The sequence below is a fragment of the Micromonospora inyonensis genome, from assembly GCF_900091415.1.
Classification (GTDB): domain Bacteria; phylum Actinomycetota; class Actinomycetes; order Mycobacteriales; family Micromonosporaceae; genus Micromonospora; species Micromonospora inyonensis.
Genome location: NZ_FMHU01000001.1, coordinates 1,767,688 through 1,784,668, shown reverse-complemented (window position 1 = coordinate 1,784,668; position 16,981 = coordinate 1,767,688). Strand labels below are relative to the sequence as shown.

The 16,981-nt window shown below is 71.7% G+C and carries 16 protein-coding genes and 1 pseudogene; 6 read left to right on the top strand and 11 right to left on the bottom strand.

Going from position 1 to position 16,981, the window contains the following annotated elements:
* Nucleotides 1-2: 2 nt before the first annotated feature.
* Together GA0074694_RS08200 and GA0074694_RS08195 are read right to left on the bottom strand one after the other, a co-directional pair.
* Nucleotides 3-1,301, bottom strand: coding sequence for an ATP-binding protein (locus GA0074694_RS08200; protein WP_091454884.1), 1,299 nt, complete (start codon nt 1,299-1,301; stop codon nt 3-5).
* A complete protein-coding gene (locus tag GA0074694_RS08195) occupies nt 1,298-3,478 on the bottom strand; it encodes a TerB N-terminal domain-containing protein (protein WP_176737820.1) in 2,181 nt (726 codons plus the stop codon). The genes GA0074694_RS08200 and GA0074694_RS08195 overlap by 4 nt, the downstream gene beginning before the upstream one ends.
* A gap of 61 nt (nt 3,479-3,539) precedes the next feature.
* Between GA0074694_RS08195 and GA0074694_RS08190 the strand changes: the two genes are divergently transcribed.
* The 5 genes from GA0074694_RS08190 to GA0074694_RS08170 all read left to right on the top strand — a co-directional run bounded on the left by GA0074694_RS08190 (nt 3,540) and on the right by GA0074694_RS08170 (nt 7,762).
* Nucleotides 3,540-4,421 (top strand): hypothetical protein, encoded by an 882-nt coding sequence (locus GA0074694_RS08190; RefSeq protein WP_091454877.1) that lies wholly within the window; start codon nt 3,540-3,542, stop codon nt 4,419-4,421.
* Nucleotides 4,418-5,395, top strand: a complete 978-nt coding sequence (locus tag GA0074694_RS08185; protein ID WP_091454873.1) for a BREX system ATP-binding domain-containing protein — start codon at nt 4,418-4,420, stop codon at nt 5,393-5,395. Before GA0074694_RS08190 ends, GA0074694_RS08185 begins: the two co-directional genes overlap by 4 nt.
* Nucleotides 5,395-6,642, top strand: a complete 1,248-nt coding sequence (locus GA0074694_RS08180) for a BREX system ATP-binding domain-containing protein (RefSeq protein ID WP_091454870.1) — start codon at nt 5,395-5,397, stop codon at nt 6,640-6,642. The genes GA0074694_RS08185 and GA0074694_RS08180 overlap by 1 nt, the downstream gene beginning before the upstream one ends.
* Before the next feature lie 590 nt (nt 6,643-7,232).
* On the top strand, nt 7,233-7,508 hold the full coding sequence (locus GA0074694_RS08175; protein WP_091454867.1) for a type II toxin-antitoxin system Phd/YefM family antitoxin: 276 nt from the start codon (nt 7,233-7,235) through the stop codon (nt 7,506-7,508).
* On the top strand, nt 7,505-7,762 hold the full coding sequence (locus GA0074694_RS08170; protein WP_091454864.1) for a Txe/YoeB family addiction module toxin: 258 nt from the start codon (nt 7,505-7,507) through the stop codon (nt 7,760-7,762). Before GA0074694_RS08175 ends, GA0074694_RS08170 begins: the two co-directional genes overlap by 4 nt.
* 48 nt (nt 7,763-7,810) lie before the next feature.
* Here the strand turns inward: GA0074694_RS08170 and GA0074694_RS08165 are convergent.
* Nucleotides 7,811-8,458: pseudogene (locus GA0074694_RS08165) on the bottom strand (site-specific integrase); the annotation flags it as partial.
* 191 nt (nt 8,459-8,649) lie between these two features.
* On the opposite strand from GA0074694_RS08165, the gene GA0074694_RS08160 reads away from it, so the two are divergent.
* Nucleotides 8,650-9,345: a hypothetical protein gene (locus GA0074694_RS08160; RefSeq protein WP_141713994.1), complete on the top strand. Its 696-nt coding sequence runs from the start codon at nt 8,650-8,652 to the stop codon at nt 9,343-9,345.
* A 691-nt stretch (nt 9,346-10,036) separates the two neighbouring features.
* Here the strand turns inward: GA0074694_RS08160 and GA0074694_RS08155 are convergent.
* From GA0074694_RS08155 to allB, 8 genes are read right to left on the bottom strand one after another with little or no spacing between them, the layout of a single operon-like run.
* Nucleotides 10,037-10,774 carry an urease accessory protein UreD gene (locus tag GA0074694_RS08155; RefSeq protein ID WP_091454857.1) on the bottom strand — a complete coding sequence of 246 codons (738 nt, stop codon included), beginning with the start codon at nt 10,772-10,774 and terminating at the stop codon, nt 10,037-10,039.
* Complete coding sequence (ureG, locus tag GA0074694_RS08150) at nt 10,774-11,502, bottom strand: urease accessory protein UreG (RefSeq protein WP_281189769.1); 729 nt, start codon at nt 11,500-11,502, stop codon at nt 10,774-10,776. Before ureG ends, GA0074694_RS08155 begins: the two co-directional genes overlap by 1 nt.
* Nucleotides 11,492-12,175: an urease accessory protein UreF gene (locus tag GA0074694_RS08145; protein ID WP_176737819.1), complete on the bottom strand. Its 684-nt coding sequence runs from the start codon at nt 12,173-12,175 to the stop codon at nt 11,492-11,494. Before GA0074694_RS08145 ends, ureG begins: the two co-directional genes overlap by 11 nt.
* 2 nt (nt 12,176-12,177) lie before the next feature.
* Entirely contained in the window at nt 12,178-13,881 is a 1,704-nt protein-coding gene (locus GA0074694_RS08140; protein ID WP_091454845.1) for an urease subunit alpha, read from the bottom strand.
* The gene (locus tag GA0074694_RS08135) at nt 13,878-14,210 is read right to left on the bottom strand and encodes an urease subunit beta (protein WP_091454841.1); all 333 of its coding nucleotides are present in this window, start codon (nt 14,208-14,210) and stop codon (nt 13,878-13,880) included. The genes GA0074694_RS08140 and GA0074694_RS08135 overlap by 4 nt, the downstream gene beginning before the upstream one ends.
* A complete protein-coding gene (locus tag GA0074694_RS08130; protein WP_088984062.1) occupies nt 14,207-14,509 on the bottom strand; it encodes an urease subunit gamma in 303 nt (100 codons plus the stop codon). The genes GA0074694_RS08135 and GA0074694_RS08130 overlap by 4 nt, the downstream gene beginning before the upstream one ends.
* Entirely contained in the window at nt 14,490-15,614 is a 1,125-nt protein-coding gene (alc, locus tag GA0074694_RS08125; RefSeq protein WP_091454839.1) for an allantoicase, read from the bottom strand. Before alc ends, GA0074694_RS08130 begins: the two co-directional genes overlap by 20 nt.
* On the bottom strand, nt 15,611-16,966 hold the full coding sequence (gene allB, locus GA0074694_RS08120) for an allantoinase AllB (RefSeq protein WP_245714592.1): 1,356 nt from the start codon (nt 16,964-16,966) through the stop codon (nt 15,611-15,613). Before allB ends, alc begins: the two co-directional genes overlap by 4 nt.
* Nucleotides 16,967-16,981 lie beyond the last annotated feature (15 nt).

Here is a 16,981-nt window from a genome sequence, read left to right as displayed (position 1 = left end):
AATCACAGCTGGAAGGAGGCGAGTTCGTCGTCCTCATCACCGGCGGCAGCGATTTCGAGCTTTCCGATGAGGGCGGACCAGTGCAGTTCAGGATGCTGCTCGAGCATCGCGAGCAGGTCCAGGAAGCTGCGGATGGTCTCCCTCGGGGTACGGAAGTAGGCGTCACCGAGCCGTGCGGAGCAATGTGCCATGTACGCGGTGAGCGCTTCGTCGGGGAGCAGGTACCGGGACGGATCGCCGGCGGCGAACACGTGCCGGAGCCTGGTCAGCAGGACGAAGACGTCCTCCGGGGTCAGGTTGCCGAGCCGGATCACCGGACCGGAATGATCGATGCGGTCGGGCCCGGCGAAGCGGTTCGGCACCAGACGGGAGGCCAGCGCAGGGTACGAGAACAGGCCACGCCGGGGATCGAGCAGGAACTCAGGTGTCCCGCCGAACAGGAAGCCGATGTGCTCGGCGCCGCCCTGGGCCGTGTCGTTGACGATGCGCAACAACTGCTCGTAGTTGGCGTTGCGGGCCGCCGACCCGGTGATCTTGTACAGGTTGACCATCTCGTCCAGACAGACCAGAAGGCCGTCGAATCCAGCGAGAAGGACGAAGCGGGCCATCAGCCGCAAATGGTCGTAGAAGCTGCTGTCGTCGACGATGGTGCGCACGCCCAGCGCGGTGCGGGCATCCACCCGGCTGGTGAACTCCCCGCGCAGCCAGCGCACGGCGTCGGCACGCAACTGCTCGTCCCCGCTGTCGTATCCCCGCCAATAGGCGCCGACCACCGCTGCGAAGTCGTAGCCACCGGTCATCTCGGTTAAGGATGCCAGCCTTGCCCGGATGGCCCCGGCCGGGTCGGCGCCGGCATCGGCCGCCTCCCGCAATGCCCCCGTGACGAACCGTTCGACAACGCTGGCCAGCGCCGTCCCGTCCGGCCGCGCCCTGGTGGCCAGGCTGCTCATCAGTTCGGCGTACAGGCCACGTGCCTGCCCCGAGGCCGCGTGCAGGCGCCGGTCCGGCGACAGATCCGCGTGCACGGTGACCAGCCGCCGTTCCAGAGCGACCGAGCGAACCAGGTGCAGGAAGAAAGTCTTGCCCGAGCCGTACTCGCCGATGACGAACCGGCACCCGGCGCCACCGTCGGCGATCCGGTCGATGTCGCGCACCGCCGCCTGCACCTCGGCTGCGCGGCCGACCTGGATGTGCTGCTGCCCGACGCGCGGGACCATGCCGGCGCGCAGCGACGCGATGATCGCATCCCGTTCGCGTGGCCGGATCCGCCCGGCTGCGGTCGAGGTGCTGGGGTGTGTCATGTGAGCAGCTCCAGGAGGACATCGTCGGCTACGGCGAGCATCGTGTCACCCTCGAGAACCGGGGCTCCGGTGACGTCGATCGCCGCCTCGTTCAGCACGTCGAGCGCACCGTCCGGCAGAACCCCGTGTGCTGCGGCGAGGGCATCGAACTCCGCACGGCTCCAGGCCGGGCGTTCGCCGAGGGCGTGCAACAGAGCTCCGTGCATCCGGTCCAGGCCCGGAACCGCGGGCTGCTCACGAATCGGGCACGGCGGTTGCGGGTTCGCGTACCCGGTTTCCTTCTCGTCGAAGATCGTGCTCAGCAGCGCGGCAGCGGTGTCACTGTCGGCGACTTTTCGCTGGACCAGAGCGTGGTCGAGCCGGAACCCGGCGGGCGCCGGCTCGGCCGCCACCGCCCACGGCAGCGCATACCCGGTCGGCCGGTGATCGCCGGCCTGGACGACGACCGGTTCATCCGGCTGTTCGGCACCGGCCGCCGAGGCTCGCCGCCGGTCCGGAAGGGGCAGTTGCTCGGCGCTGGCGGTCCGGGGGAGAGACGGCACGATTCCGGTGCCCCGTTCGTGGAGCCGCTGGAAGACCAGGTCCACCGGTAGACCGAGGATCCGGTACACCCGCGTCAGCACGGCGACGGTGGCCGGGCCGATCACCGGATCGGCCGTGACCGCCACGGTGGCCAGGTAGTGGCCGGCGATCTCCCGCTCGACCGGCGTCGTCACCGCCGTCTGCCGGGCGAGCCGATCCACTTCCACCCGCGTGGTCAGAAGCCAGCTCAGCCGTGCCGCCAGCCGAAGGTCCTCGCCCGGAGCCAGCCGGAGAGCGGCCGCGAGATCGGGGACGGTGCCGACCAGCGCGGCGCCGGCCAGCCCTTGGGGGTCGACCGGCCCGGCCACCGAGGCCACCGCGACGGCACACCGGACTATCGCCGCGGCGGAGGCGAAGCGCGGTCCCGGCCCGCCGGCCGCCGGTCTGCCGAGACGGAACAGGGTGGCCGGGCCACGAGCCAGCGGCGGCGCACCGAAGCGGACGTCCGGCTCGATGCCGAGATCGAGTCGTGCCAGCACGGACAGCAGGGCGGTGGTCTCGTCGGTGGCCATTCGATGCGGGTCGGCAGCCGACCAGAAGTCCCAGAAGTCGCCGCCGTCGACCATGACGCGGGCCCGCCCGTCGAGCCGGCGCTCGGCCCAGACCCGTAGCGCGCCGAGCCTGCCGTGGCGGGCGTCGACCAGTTCCGCCGGTAGCAGCGGCACGGCGGCGAGCGAGTCCCGGCCCTGCGGGAACCGGACAAGCCATCGACGGTACGGCTCGAGGTCGGCAGCCGTCTCGTCCCGCAAGGCCGCGAGCGCCCGGATGCTGTGCCTGTCGGCCAGCAGATCGGGCAGGTCCGCGCGCCAGACGAGGGCGGTGGCCAGACCCGGATGGGACGGGCGGTAGCCCAGCCGAATGCCGGTGCCGTCGCTGGGCGCGACCACCCCGCGACCGTACCGCTCGCGGTAACGCATGGTGAACAGCCGCTCGAACTCGGCCGGACAGTCGATCTCACTTCGGCACGGGCCGAGCGATGGGTGGTGCCGTGTCCAGGCGCGGGCCCAGACTGCAGGCAACGGGGTCGAGGAGACCGCGAACCTGGCCAGTGCGATCTTCACGGCCGCCGGGGTCTCCCGGTCGGGTCCGGCCCCGGGCACCGTGCGCTCGGCAGTCAGCAGCTCAAGCAGGTCGAGCAGGTGGTCCAGCGTCTCTCGCAGGGCCGTCGTGTCGCCATACCGGACCCGCAGCCGGCGGACCTCGGCGGCGATCGCCGGCAGTTCCCGCTGCACCGCGGGATCGACGTCCCCGTCGACCAGGATCCGTCGTTCCAGGCCGAAGCAGAACAGCCGGACCAGACTGGGCGCGACGTCCGATCGCCGGCCGCCGGCCAGCCAGACCAGGTACGCCTTACGGGTGAATGGTGAGAGCAGGTGGTACGCCGGATTCTGGCCGCCGCCGGGCAGACCGTGGCGACCGGGGGAGCTGGCAACCGGCAGGTCGGGATCGACGAGAGACGGCTCCACCGGGCCGGACGCGCCGGGCAGCTGCCTGCCTCGATAGAACAAGCCACCCGGTATAGCATGGCCGCCGACCTCTGTGGGCTCCCCAGGGGGGACCCAGCGCCCGATGGTGGAGTGCAGCGGGGTGACCACACACCACACTGTATCCACCGGGCGATGTCCCAGCTCCGGGGCGGCCACTACTCTCCGCAAGATGGGATCCCCACTCGTGTCAGAACCGGGCTTCGCTGAGCCGATCGGCGACCTTCACACCCCGGCAGCCCAGCCGGACGCCACGGAGGGCCTGGAGAGTGCGCTCGCCGTTACCGAGCGCACGCTCGAAGAAGCCCTGCGTGGCGCCAACGCTACGGTGCGGGAACTGAAGCGGGCGCGCGCCGCCGCCCACACCGGGCAGATCCGCGACCTCCGGAAGGCCCTGGCCGGCGCCCGGACAACGGCCGACAAGCTCGCCGCAGACACCCGGGCGATCGGCGACGCCTTCACGTTCGACGAGCGCGCCTACCTGTCCTCGGGTGGATATGTCAAGGAGTTGCTGGCGGAGGCAGAGGCCCGAGGGCTCGCGATCGTCGAGGGCGACGACGACCGGCTCCTGTGCTACCCGTCTCTGCTGCGGGTGCTCCCCGGCGACGCCGCGATCGAGATCGACAAGGCACGCGACCGGCGACTGCGGCCCTCGGTGCTGGTCAGCGCGCTGGCTCGGGCGCAGGAACGGGGAACACGTTTCAAGGCTGAGCAGTTCCTCGACAGTCTCCGGTCGGCCTACGAGCTTCGCGTCGCAGCTGACGGCAAGCGCGCCGATGCGGTGATCCGCCTGGCCGACATCTGGACGGTTCTGACCATGATGCCGGGCCAGCGCACCCAGTACTCGCGGCAGGAGTTCGCCCGCGATCTCTACCTGCTGGATCAGAGCGGCGTCCTCCGTACCGAGCGGAGCCCGCGGGCTCTGCGCTGGGCGGCCAGCACCGGCACCAAGGGCTCCGGGGTGCTGACCACAGTGGCGCGCAACGGTCAGGAACAGCGGTACTGGGGTGTGTCGTTCACCGGTGAGGACACCGAGCCGGGGCCGCAGGAGTGAGCGCCGCCGAGATCGACGTCGACGACTACCTCCAGTTCGTCGAGCGGGAATACCTGACCGGGTACATCGCTGGCGGCGGCGCCTCGGTCAAGCTGTTGTGCCCGGCGGACGGCACCGTGCGGGACCGGCTGGCCGCCGCGCTCGCCGAGATCGGACAGGGTTTCGCGTACGCCGAAGTGGATGCCGCAACCACCAGAGTCCACCTGATCGACCAGGTGTTCACCACCGTCGCCCGCCAGATGGACTGGGTCGGGCTCGCCGCTTCCGTCGTGCGCGCCGCTCTGGACCGCGCGGGTTTCCCGGTGCCCGCCGACACCGATGGCATCGACCTCGGGGTGATCGCCCGGCACCACGATGTCGACGCCGCGGAGCTGTACCGCAGTGCCCGCCGCGCCGTCGAGCAGCTGGTCCTGCGGGACACGGAGATGAGCCACGAGTTCCGGGTGTCGATGTTCCGGCTCTGCCAGGAACGCCTCGGCCGGGGTGACGTCACCGCCGACGAACGGCAGACTGTGATCGGCTGGTTGCACGGTGAGCGGTTGCCCGCTGCGGACCTGCGTCGGGTAGGCCTGAACACGAAGGTGAACCGCTACAACGCGCGGCCGCTACTGGTGTCACTGACCCGCTGGCTGCGGATCGCCGGCCGGCCGGGTCTGGTGCTGCGGCTCGACCTGGACCGGCTGGCCGCGATCCGGCGCCCGCCCGCCGGCTTGCGGGACGGCTTCTACTATGCGAAGGCGGCGACGCTCGACGCGTACGAGCTGGTCCGTCAGCTGATCGATGCGGTCGACGAGATCGAGGGGCTGTTCGCGGCCGTGCAGGTGCCGCCGGTCCTCGTACATGACGAGGCACGCGGGCTGCCCGCGTACACGGCACTGCAACTGCGGGTCGCCGACGAGGTGCGCGACCGGCGCCGGTCGAACCCGTACGCCGCGCTGGTGCGTATCGGTTCCGACTCCGTGGAGGTGTCCTGATGATGATCGGCATGACCGACGGGCGATCCCCTGCCGTCGTGGCCCGGCGCGCGATCGAGGCGCTGCGTGCGGGAGTGCCCAGCCGGGACGCGGTGGCGGCACTCGGCAGTGGACAGTCGGCGATCGAGGACCGCTTCGAGACGATGTGCGCCTCGGCTGCGGCGGGTTCTCCCGCGAGCATACTGATCGGAGGCGGATTCGGCGCGGGCAAGAGCCATCTGCTCGAGCACCTCGCCCGGCTGGCGCTGAACAACGGATGGACCGTCAGCCGCGTCGTAGTCAGCAAGGAGACGCCGCTGTACGACCCCGCGAAGGTCTTCCGTGCGGCGGCCGACTCCGCGCTGCGCGACGGGCAGGTCCGGCCAGCGATCATCGAGGCAGCGGCCGGGCTCGACCTGGACGGCCGCGCCTGTGCCGAGCTGCTGCGTTGGGCGTCGTCGAGCGGATCCGAGCTGAACGAACGGTTCCCTGCGAGTCTGGTGCTGTTCGCTCACCTCCGTGAGCGCGACCCGTCGTTCGCCGAGACCGTTCTGCGTTTCTGGTCGGGTGATCCGATCGCGATCCCGGAACTGCGCCGACGGATGCGGGAGGTCGGCGAGCAGCGACCCGTCTTCGCGCCGGTGGCGGCGGCCGAACTGGCCCGGCAGCGGATGCGGTTCGGGGCCCGTCTGCTGGCTGCCGCAGGGTCACCCGGTTGGCTCGTCCTTTTCGACGAGGTCGAGCTCATCGGACGGTACTCGCTGCTCCAGCGCGCCAAATCGTATGCGGAGCTGGCCCGGTGGATGCGAGGTGAGAACGGCAGAGGCACCCCGATGGCTGCGGTGCTCGCCATGACCGACGACTTCGAGGCGGCCGTGATTACCGGGCGCAACGATCGGCACGTCGTCCCGGAGCGGCTGCTGGCCAAGGGAACGCCGGACGCGGCCGAGCTCGCGGCCGCCGCCGAACTCGGCATGCGGATCATCGACCGGGAGACACACCTGCTCACCCCGCCGGACGACGCCGAGCTCAAGCAGGTGTACACGCAGCTGCGCGAACTGCACGGGCAGGCGTTCGGATGGCATCCGCCCGACGTGGCCGGGCTGGAGAGGCTGGGCGCTACCCGGATGCGGCAGTACGTGCGGGCCTGGATCAACGAATGGGACCTCGTGCGACTCGACCCCGGATATCGGCCGGAAACCGAAGCCGTCACGGTGATCAGCGATTATCGCGAGGACCCTGACCTGGAGCACACCGGCTCCGAGTAGACGGGCTGTTGCCGGCCCGGGCCTGACCACCCGGCCCGGCCCGCAACGATCGTCAGCAGATCGCTGAGCAGCCGGGTTGAACAGCGCCACCCATTCGTCGAGGCGTCCTGCGTCGGTGCGGCATGGATACGTCGTGGCGGCGATCGGTGATGCGCGCGACTCGGCCACGGCGTGCTGTGCAGCGGCGCTGCCTGCCGCGACTCACAATCATCTTCGACTACGGCAGCGACCTCCGTCAGATCGCCTGATCCCCGCGCGCCTCAGGCGACATCGCGTAGGGCGGGGCCAGTCGTGCCGACGAACCGCACCAGTCGGCAAGTCGAGGTCATCGAGCACCGTCCGACGCCCGTGGGCTGGGCAGACCTAGGGGCAGCGGATCGCCTGCGATGGTGGCGGTGTGGTTCGCATGGTGGTACCTCCGGCCCACTCCTCCACAGGTCAACGCCCCTTCGCGGGACCGCTTGAGCCGCACTCTCAACTCGTACAGCAGCGGAGTACAGCAGTACCCGTGGGTGCACCGCCAGGTCGGCCATGAGTGATACGCAGGTCCTCCTGAGGTACAGTTTTCTGTACTTGCCCTGGAGGTGGTCATGCGGACCGTGAACTTCACCCAGCTACGACAGAACCTGGCCGCCGAACTCGACAGCGTCATCAACGACGCGGAGGAGGTGGTGGTGACCCGGTCCGGACACGAGCCCGTGGTGATCGTGTCGCTCGCCGAGTACGAGTCGATGAAGGAGACCGAGTACCTCCTGCGCAGCCCGAGCAACGCCGCAGCTCTGCGCCGATCGATCGCGGAGCTTGAGCAGGGCGACACGGTCGAGCGGGATCTGGTCGACCCGGCCACCGTCCGGGACGTCGCGTGAGGCTGGTCTTCACCGCGACGGCCTGGAATCAGTACCTCAGCCACACACACCGAAAGCTGGTCAAGCGCATCAACGATCTCATCGCGGACGTGATGCGCAACGGATACGAGGGCATCGGCAAACCGGAACCCCTTCGGGGAGAGCTGTCCGGCTTCTGGTCCCGCCGGATCGATCGCGAACACCGCCTGGTGTATCGGATCACCAAGAACGACGTCGAGATCATCGCCTGCCGGTACCACTACGTCGACCGGTAGCGGACCGGACCCCAGGGGCGTCGGCCGTCCTGACCGAATCAGTACGTCCTACCGGTCCAGCGCGCTGCCGAGCCGCTTGAGTGCGTCGCGGGTGGCCGCCGAGGAGACCACCGTGTAGATCTCCATGGTGATGGCGAACTGAGCGTGCCGGAGGATCTGCATCGCCACCCGAGGGTGCACGTCCAGGTCCGCCAGGAGAGAGGCACAGGTCCGCCGGGCGTCCCGGACGGTGATCCGCCGGACGCCGGCCGCGTCGCAGCGCCGGCCCCAGAAGCGGTTCACGTTGCGCGGCTCGACCGGCCGCCCGTACCGGGTAGTGACGATCAGGTCGGAGAGCTGCCGGGCTGGGCCGGCGGCATCCCGGGCGGCGGTCTGCGCGGCACGGCGGCGGTCGAGTGCCACGGTGCAGATGTCCGGCAGTGGCAGGGTGGCGTCCGAGGCGGCAGTCTTCGCCTCCCGGTGCAGCAGTTCGACACCGGCCCGCTGGAGTTGCCGATCGATGGTCAACTCCTCCGTGTCGAGGTCCACGTCCGGCCAGGTGAGGCCCAGCATCTCACCCTTGCGCAGACCGAGCACCAGGACCAGGACGTACGCGGCGTAGAGCGGGTCGTCGTCGGCGCGGGCCGACTCCAGGAAGCGCCGCGCCTCGTCGCTCGTCCACGCCTTCCGCTTGCGCTTACGTACCGGCGGCAGCTGGGCTTCCCCCTGGGATGTGGACACCCTGAGACTGGACGTTGGTCCAGAGGAAGGGGTGTCCCCGTCGGGGTGACCAGCAGCGTAGCGCGTCGTTCATGGTGCGTTTCTCCGAAGCAGGTTTGCGGGAGAGGACGAACATCGTGCCCGGCGCTTATTGTCGCGATCGGGACGCCGTTGCTTCGATGCTCGATATGGAAAGCAGTTCCGAGGCGCAGATGCGCGCGGTCCGACAGGTCAGGCGGCACGGGCGCTGGGGGGCGATCACGCACCGCACGTTGCTGGACGCCCTGGCCGCGTCCGTACCCGTCATGCCGTTCGCCTGGGCGGACGCCGCGCTCGTCACCGGTCTCCTCCGGCCTGTGCAATGGGACTGCGCTGGCCAGTGGGCGAGTGTCGCCTCGACGATCTACGCCGAACTCGCGATCAGGACGGCCAGTGTGATCCGCACGGCCGTTCCGGAGGCCACGACGACTTGCCAACCGTCCCGCCGCGCCGGCGCCGACCGGGCTAGCTTCGAGGTGCTCGTGCCGGCGTCGGAGCTGAAGGCCGCCACCGACCTGCTTCAGCAGTTGCGAAGCTCTCTGCCCGGGAAGCTGCACCGCCAGTGTCCGGACGCGGTGCCACTGGCGCGAACCGTGTGGCGGACCTCGCTGCTGGTGTCCAGCAGCGACCGGCGACGCACCCAGCTGCGCGTGCGGGTACCCGACGCCCTGCTGTCCGACGTCCTGGTCCGCGCCGGCCGGCTGCTCGATGTCGACGTCCGGCACCACCGCGCCCGCCAGCACGTACACGTCGTGACCGTGGACGACCCACGGGACGCCGTCACCGTCCTGCGTGCCGTCGGCGCCGGCCCCCGAGCCGAGGCGTGGGTACAGGCGATCGGTTGACCGCAGGGGGCGACGTGCAGCCTGTCCTTGAGCGCGTAGACGAACCGGGTCGTCCGGCCCCTTTCACCCGCGGACGGTGGCCGACGTGCCGGTCGGCGGGCGGCGGGCGGTGGTCCGTGTGCGGGTGCGGTGTCTGGGATGTCCCACACGCGGCTGCCGGCAGACCTTCCGCCACATGCACGGACGAGCAGGCTTCACCCTGCTTCGCCACCACATCCTCCTCGGACAACAGCACGCTCCGTCACCACCGAATGTGAGACAGGGTCCAAATAACGGCGATTCACGGTCCGCCGGGGAGTGTCCGCACTGGAAGCGGATGCCGACCCGATGCCGATCGGGCGGGTCCGCCGGGTCGGTGGCGCGCCAGAGGCCGACTGGACTACCCACATGCCACGCGCCTGCTGATCACCGCGACGACGACGATCGTCCGCAGCCAGCCGGCAAGCCGTCCCGCAGCCAGCCGGCAAGCCGTCGCGCAGCCCGCTCCATGGTGCTCCCCCCTCGTGTCGCACGTCGTCGGACGGGCTCCGACGGGGTCCCACGCCCGTGCCGTCGTACTCACCACGGCCCGGCGCACGGCTGGTTCGATCGCCGTAAGGCGGGCATGGCGGTGGCGAGCGCGGCCGCAGGAGGGCTGGGCCCGCTCGCGGAGCGCCGGGGTACGCCATCGGACCCGGCCGACCGGACAGCGTCACGGCAGGCCGGGCCAACGTTCGGACGTGAGATGCTCCCGAAGGGTGTGCGCGTCGCCGGCGGTGGCGGTGAACAACACGGCCGGACCGCCCACCAGCGGCACCCGCGCCGCCGTCCCCCGGACCACCGGAGGCAACGCGGCGGCGGCGGGACCGACCTGAAGCAGGGAACCGGTGGCCCGAGCTCCGCCCAGTACCGCCGGACCGGCCCAGCCGTCGGCGGCCGGTCCCACGGTGAGCGACTGCCGTAGCAGCGCCCGGCCATCGTGGTCGACCGACATCGACACGGTCGCGTCGCCCGACGGTTCGGCGTGCCGGCCACAGACGAGCTCCTCGCGCCAGGTCAGGGTGGCCCCGGCGGCCAGGCTGATCTCGGCGTGCGAAATGTGTGCGCACCCGGCGGCGGCGACCAACTGCTCCGGTAACCAGTCCAAGCTCCCACCGGGGTGCACGAGCGCCCGTACACTGGACCGCGACGGCGCGCCGGAGCGTCCCGGCAGGGCGACGGACGCCGCGAGGGTGCGTACCCGGAGCGTAGCTCCCGCCTCCACCTCGATGTCCAGCCGGAGGTCGTCGCCACCGAGCGGACCGGCCGCGCCAGCGACCAGGTAGACCGCGGCGGCGCCGTGGTCGTCCGGGACCTGGCGTAGCACCAGCGGCGGCTCGCCGTGCAGGTCCGCCAGGACGGTACCGCCGTGGCGGTCGGGGCTCGCCCGCACGCGGGCCGCGGCGAACATCAGGCAATGCCGGCGGCGGCCCCGCCGGTGTGGTGCGCGAGCTGGTGGCGTACCCAGGCGGCGACCTCGGCGGCGCCGCCGTCGCGCACGATGGACAGGAAGACGGTGGGCAGGTCCCCACGGCGGGCCCGGGCGTCCCGGTCCATCACCGCCAGGTCCGCGCCGACCAGGGAAGCCAGGTCGGTCTTGTTGATCACGAGCAGGTCGGCGGCGGTGACCCCGGGGCCACCCTTGCGGGGAACCTTGTCACCGCCGGCCACGTCGACCACGAAGATCTGCTGGTCGACCAGGCCGCGACTGAACGTGGCGGTCAGGTTGTCGCCGCCGCTCTCGACGAGGACCAGGTCAAGCGGGCCGACCTGGTCCGACAGCTCGTCGATGGCGTCCAGGTTCGCCCCGATGTCGTCCCGGATCGCGGTGTGCGGGCAGCAGCCGGTCTCCACCGCACGGATCCGATCCGGGTCGAGGACCCCGGCGCGCTTGAGGAAGTCGGCGTCCTCGGTGGTGTAGATGTCGTTGGTCACCACACCCAGCCGCAGCTCGTTGGCGAAGGCCCGGCACAGCGCGGCGACCAGGGCGGTCTTTCCGGAGCCGACCGGCCCGCCGATGCCGATCCGCAGCGGCCGGGCCGAGTGGGGCAGCGCCGGGTGCGGATCGACATCCGGGGCGGGGTGGGTGTGCGGGACGGACTCGTCGTGCGAGTCAGACGGAGTGGTTTCAGGACGCAAAGAGACGCACCTCCCAGGTGGCGTGGGCTTCGGCGAGGACATCGGTCAGCGGCGCGGCGGCACAGGGCAACGCGGCCGGTGGCTCGGCGGCGGCCCGGACCGCCGCAGCGGCGATCCGGTCACCGGTCGGGGCTAGACGGACCAGCAGCGCCTGGACCTCGTACGGGTCGAGGCCGAGCAGCCGCACGGCGGCGTTGGCGGGCCCGGTCACCGTGCCGTGGACGGCCAGCAGGGCGACCTGCGACGCGTCGAGTCCGGCGGCGACGCCGATCGATCCGAGGACGAGTGGCTGGTGCGGACCGCCCGGCTCGGCCGGCAGGTCGGTGAAGCGCCCGCCCGGCCAGACGGTCCGGCCGGCCCGGAGCAGCGCCCGGCCCTGCCGGCGGGAGACCGCCCGCAGTGCGGGCGCGGCGGTGCGGGCGTCCAACTCGGCGTCGAGTTCCGCCAGCCGGCCGGGCCGCTTCCCCGCCGGCAGCGTGTCGGCGCGGTGGGCCGCCACGGCGAACGCCGCCGTGACCAGCCCGGCGGTGGCCAGCCGCCCACGCAGGAACGCTTCGACGTCGCGCAGGTCGGTGACCCGTCCGGCCGCGACCGCGGCCTCGAGGCCGGCCGAGTGGGCGTGCGCACCGGCCGGGAACCGGCCGTCGGCGAGCAGGAGCAGGGTGCTGTCCATGGTCAGAACAGGTGGTACCGCTGTGCCATGGGCAGCTCGGTGACCGGGTCCGGCTCGACCACCACGCCGTCGATCCGGACGGTGAAGGTGTCCGGGTCCACCTCGATCCTCGGCATCGCGCCGTTCTCCGGCAGGTCGGCCTTTCCCCGCGACCGCACGTCACCCACCGGCACCAGCGGTCGCCGTACGTCCAACCGCAGTCCGGCCTCGAGCGCGGCCGGCGCGACGAACGCCACGCTGGTCGCGGCGGGCACCGCCCCGTACGCACCGAACATCGGCCGCGGCAGCACCGGTTGCGGGGTGGGGATCGAGGCGTTCGCGTCGCCCAGCTGCGCGTACGCGATCATCCCGCCCTTGATCACCAGGTGCGGCCGGACGCCGAAGAAGGCCGGCTCCCAGAGCACCAGGTCGGCCAGCTTGCCCGGCTCGACCGAGCCGATCTCCCGCTCCAGGCCGTTGGCCATCGCCGCGCAGATGGTGTACTTCGCGACGTACCGGCGAGCCCGGTGGTTGTCGGCCCGCCCGTCCCCGGGCAGCGGACCGACCCGCCGCTTCATCACGTGGGCGCTCTGCCAGGTGCGGGTGACCACCTCGCCGATCCGGCCCATGGCCTGTGAGTCGGAGCCGATGATGGAGATCGCGCCGAGGTCGTGCAGCAGATCCTCGGCGGCCATGGTGGACGGCCGGATCCGGCTCTCCGCGAAGGCGAGGTCTTCCGGCACCGCCGGGTTGAGGTGATGGCAGACCATCAGCATGTCCAGGTGCTCGGCCAGGGTGTTGCGGGTGTACGGGCGGGTCGGGTTGGTCGACGACGGCAGCACGTTCGGCTCGGCGGCCAGGGTGATGATGTCCGGGGCGTGCCCGCCGCCAGCTCCCTCGGTGTGGTAGGAGTGGATCGCTCGTCCGCCGATCGCGCGCAGCGTGTCGGCGACGAAGCCGGCCTCGTTGAGGGTGTCGGTGTGGATGGACACCTGCACCCCGGATGCGTCGGCCACCCGCAGGCAGGTGTCGATCGCAGCCGGCGTGGTGCCCCAGTCCTCGTGCAGCTTGAACCCGCCGGCCCCGGCACGTAACTGCTCCCAGAGCGCCTCGGTGGAGACCGTGTTGCCTTTGCCCAGCAGCAGCACGTTGACCGGGAACGTGTCGAGGGCCTCGTGCATCCGCGCCAAATGCCAAGCGTTCGGGGTGACCGTGGTCGCCTTGCTGCCCTCGGCCGGGCCGGTGCCGCCCCCGACCAGCGTGGTGATCCCGCCGGCGAGCGCCTCTTGGACGAGCTGTGGGCAGATGAAGTGCACGTGGGTGTCGATGGCGCCCGCGGTGAGGATCCGTCCGTTGCCGGCGATGACCTCGGTGGCCGGGCCGATCACCAGGTCAGGGTGCACGCCGGTCATGGTGTCCGGGTTGCCGGCTCGGCCGAGCGCCACGATCCGGCCGTCCCGGATGCCGACGTCGGCCTTCACCACGCCCCAGTGATCGAGCACGACGGCCCCCGTGATCACCGTGTCGAGGGCACCCTCGGCCCGGGTGGCCCGGGACTGCCCCATCGACTCCCGGATCACCTTGCCGCCGCCGAAGACCACCTCGTCCCCGCCGAAGCAGTGGTCGACCTCCACCTCGATGAGCAGGTCGGTGTCGGCGAGCCGGATCCGGTCGCCGGTGGTGGGTCCGTACAGCTCGGCATAGCGCCGACGGTCCAGTTCGATCATGGCGCCGTCCCCGTCCCGTCGTTGTCCAACGAACCGGCAACCTCGCCGCGCAGCCCCGCCACGATCCGGGCACCGCCCAACGGAACCAGGTCGACGGTGCGGCTCACCCCGGGCCCGAAGCGCACCGAGGTGCCGGCCGGGACGGCCAGCCGCAGCCCGTACGCGGCAGCCCGGTCGAAAGACAGCCCCGGGTTGGCCTCGAAGAAGTGGTAGTGCGAGCCGACCTGGATCGGACGGTCGGCGGTGTTGACGACCAGCAGGCTGGTCACCGGCAGTCCGACGTTGACGCGGACCGGACCGTCGCCGGGCAGCATCTCGCCGGGAATCACGGGATCGGGTGGTGCACCGTAACCAGCTTCGTGCCGTCCGGAAACGTCGCCTCCACCTGCACCTCCTTCAACAACTCCGGGACGCCCTCCTGGACGTCCTCGCGGGTCAGCACGGTCCGCCCGGCCGACATCAGGTCGACGACCGAGCGGCCGTCGCGGGCGCCTTCGAGCAGGAACGCGGTGATGGTCGCCATCGCTTCCGGATAGTTGAGCCGTAGGCCGCGGTCGCGCCGCCGCCGGGCGACGTCCGCCGCCGTGTGGATGAGCAGACGCTCCTGCTCATGCGGGGTCAGAAACATCAGTGCTCCTGGTGCTGTCGCGGTGCGGTCGGTTCGGTGCCAGATCCGTGGCTCCGGCTCCTCGTGGTGCGGCGGGGGCGGGTCCGGCCGCCGGTAGCCGGGTGCGCTCCCGCAGCGCGGCGAGCACGGCCCGTGCGGTGGGGTCGGCGCGGCCGGTCACCCGCAGCCGGGCCATGCCGCCGTCGGGGAAGATGTCCAGTCGGACGTGGGTGGCGGTGCGGGGTTCGGTGACCGGGAAACGATGCCGGGTGTCCGGCCGGAGCCGGGTGTCCGGCAGCAGGGGGAACCACGTCCGTGGGTCGTCGAGGTCGCCGTAGCGCGCGTCGGCGGCGCGCAGGGTGGCGCTGCCCGGGGCATTGCCCTTGAAGTGGCTGGTGTCGAGGTCGACGAAGTGCACCGTCCCGGGCAGGCCCAGCCGGACCAGCACCCAGTCGTTGCCGTCGTCGCGCCGTCGGGCGGTCTCCCAGCCTTCCCCCATCGTCCGGGCCGGGCCGGGGGCGAGCAAGTTCTGCGGAGCGCCGTAGAACCGGTCGCTGCACGCCTCGATCCACCCGCCGTGTTCGGCCGCCGCCAGGTCGAACACCTCCGGCAGTAGCGCCGGGTCGGGTACGACGTCCCCGTACACCCGCAGCCGGGCCACCCCGCCGTCGGGAAAGATGGTGAGCCGCACGTGGGTCAGGTGGTAGGGCACGGCGACCGGGAAGGCGTTGCGGCTGTCGCCGGCCAGCGGCGTACGCGCGAGCAGTGGCACCCAGCGCGCCCGAGCCAGCTCGGCCGGCCCCGGATGGCCCTCGACGGCGCACCCGTCGACGGCGGCGTACGGCGGGTAGTTGCCGGTGAAGAAGCTGGTGTCGATGACGAGCAGGCGCACGACGCCGGGCAGCCCGAGCCGGACGATGGCGTGGTCGGCGCCGGGGTCCCGACGCCGACGGGTTTCCCAGCCGTCGTACACCTGGCCCTTGGCGGCGAAGGTACTCGGCTGGAACGTCGGTGGCCGCGGATCGACGAGGTTGTCCGCGGCGGCGAAGAACTCGTCGTTGGCCGCGACCACGCCCCCGCCGAAGGTTCGCGACGCCAGGTCGGGCAGGTCGGGCAGGCCGCTCATGCCGCACCCGCCCGCAGCAGCCGGCCGCGCGGCGTCCGACCGGTGACGGCCTGACCGCGCAGCCAGGTGGTCCGGACGACACCGGTCAACCGCTGCCCCGCGTACGGGGTCACCGGATGCCGGTGATGCAGCCGGCCGGGGTCGACGTGGAAGTCGGCGTCGGCGTCGAACGCCACCAGGTCGGCCTCCCCGCCCACCGCGATGCGACCCTTGCCGGACAGTCCGACCAGGTCGGCCGGGCCGGTGGCCATCCAGCCGACGACATCGGCGAGGCCGTGCCCGCGGCGGCGGGCCTCGGTCCAGACCACCGGCAGACCGAGCTGCACCGACGCGACGCCACCCCAGGCCGCGGCGAAGTCGCCGGTCTCGGCGTGTTTCAGCGCAGGCGGGCAGGGCGAGTGGTCGCTCACCACGCAGTCCACCGCACCCGCGGCGAGAGCGGCCCAGAGACGGTCCTGGTTGGCACGGTCCCGGATCGGCGGGCAGCACTTGAACTCGGTCGCGCCGTCCGGCACCTGTTCGGCGGTGAGCGCCAGGTAGTGGGGGCAGGTCTCCACGCTCAGCCGCACCCCGTCGGCCCGCGCGGCCACCAGGTCGGGCAGGGCCTCCACGGATGACAGGTGCAGCACGTGGACCCGGCCGCCCGTGCGGCGGGCGGCAGCCACGACGGCGGCGACGGCGGACCGCTCCGCTGCCGGTGGCCGGGAGGCGACGAAGTCGGCGTAGCGTGCCGACGGGGGCGACTCCCGCACCGACCGGGGGTCCTCGGCGTGCACGACGAAGAGCGCGTCGACCATTCCCAACGCCCGCCCCAGCAACTCGGGGTCGACCGGCGGGAACTCCGGCACGCCGGAATCGACCAGGAACGCCTTGAACCCGAACACCCCGTCGCGGTGCAGCTCGGCGAGGTCGGCCAGGTTCGTCGGCACGACACCGCCCCAGAAGCCCACGTCCACGTGGCAGCGGCCGGCCGCAGCGGCACGCTTGACCGCCAGCGCCTCGGCGGTGACGGTCGGCGGGACGCTGTTGAGCGGCATGTCGATGACGGTGGTGACCCCGCCCGCGGCGGCCGCCCGCGTCGCGCTGGCGAAACCCTCCCACTCGGTGCGGCCGGGCTCGTTGACGTGCACGTGCGTGTCCACCAGGCCGGGCAGCAGGGCCACGTCGCCCAGGTCCTCCTCGGCGGCGGCGTCGAGCGGGTCGGCATAGCCGGCGATCGTGGCGATCCGCCCGTCGCGCACGCCGACCGCCGCCGGTCGCTGCCCGTCCGGCAACACCGTCCGCCGGGACCGCAGCACCAGGTCGTACTTGACATCCTCCCCACGGCTAAAGCCGGGGGATTCCAACCTCACGGTTGGATCTTCCTG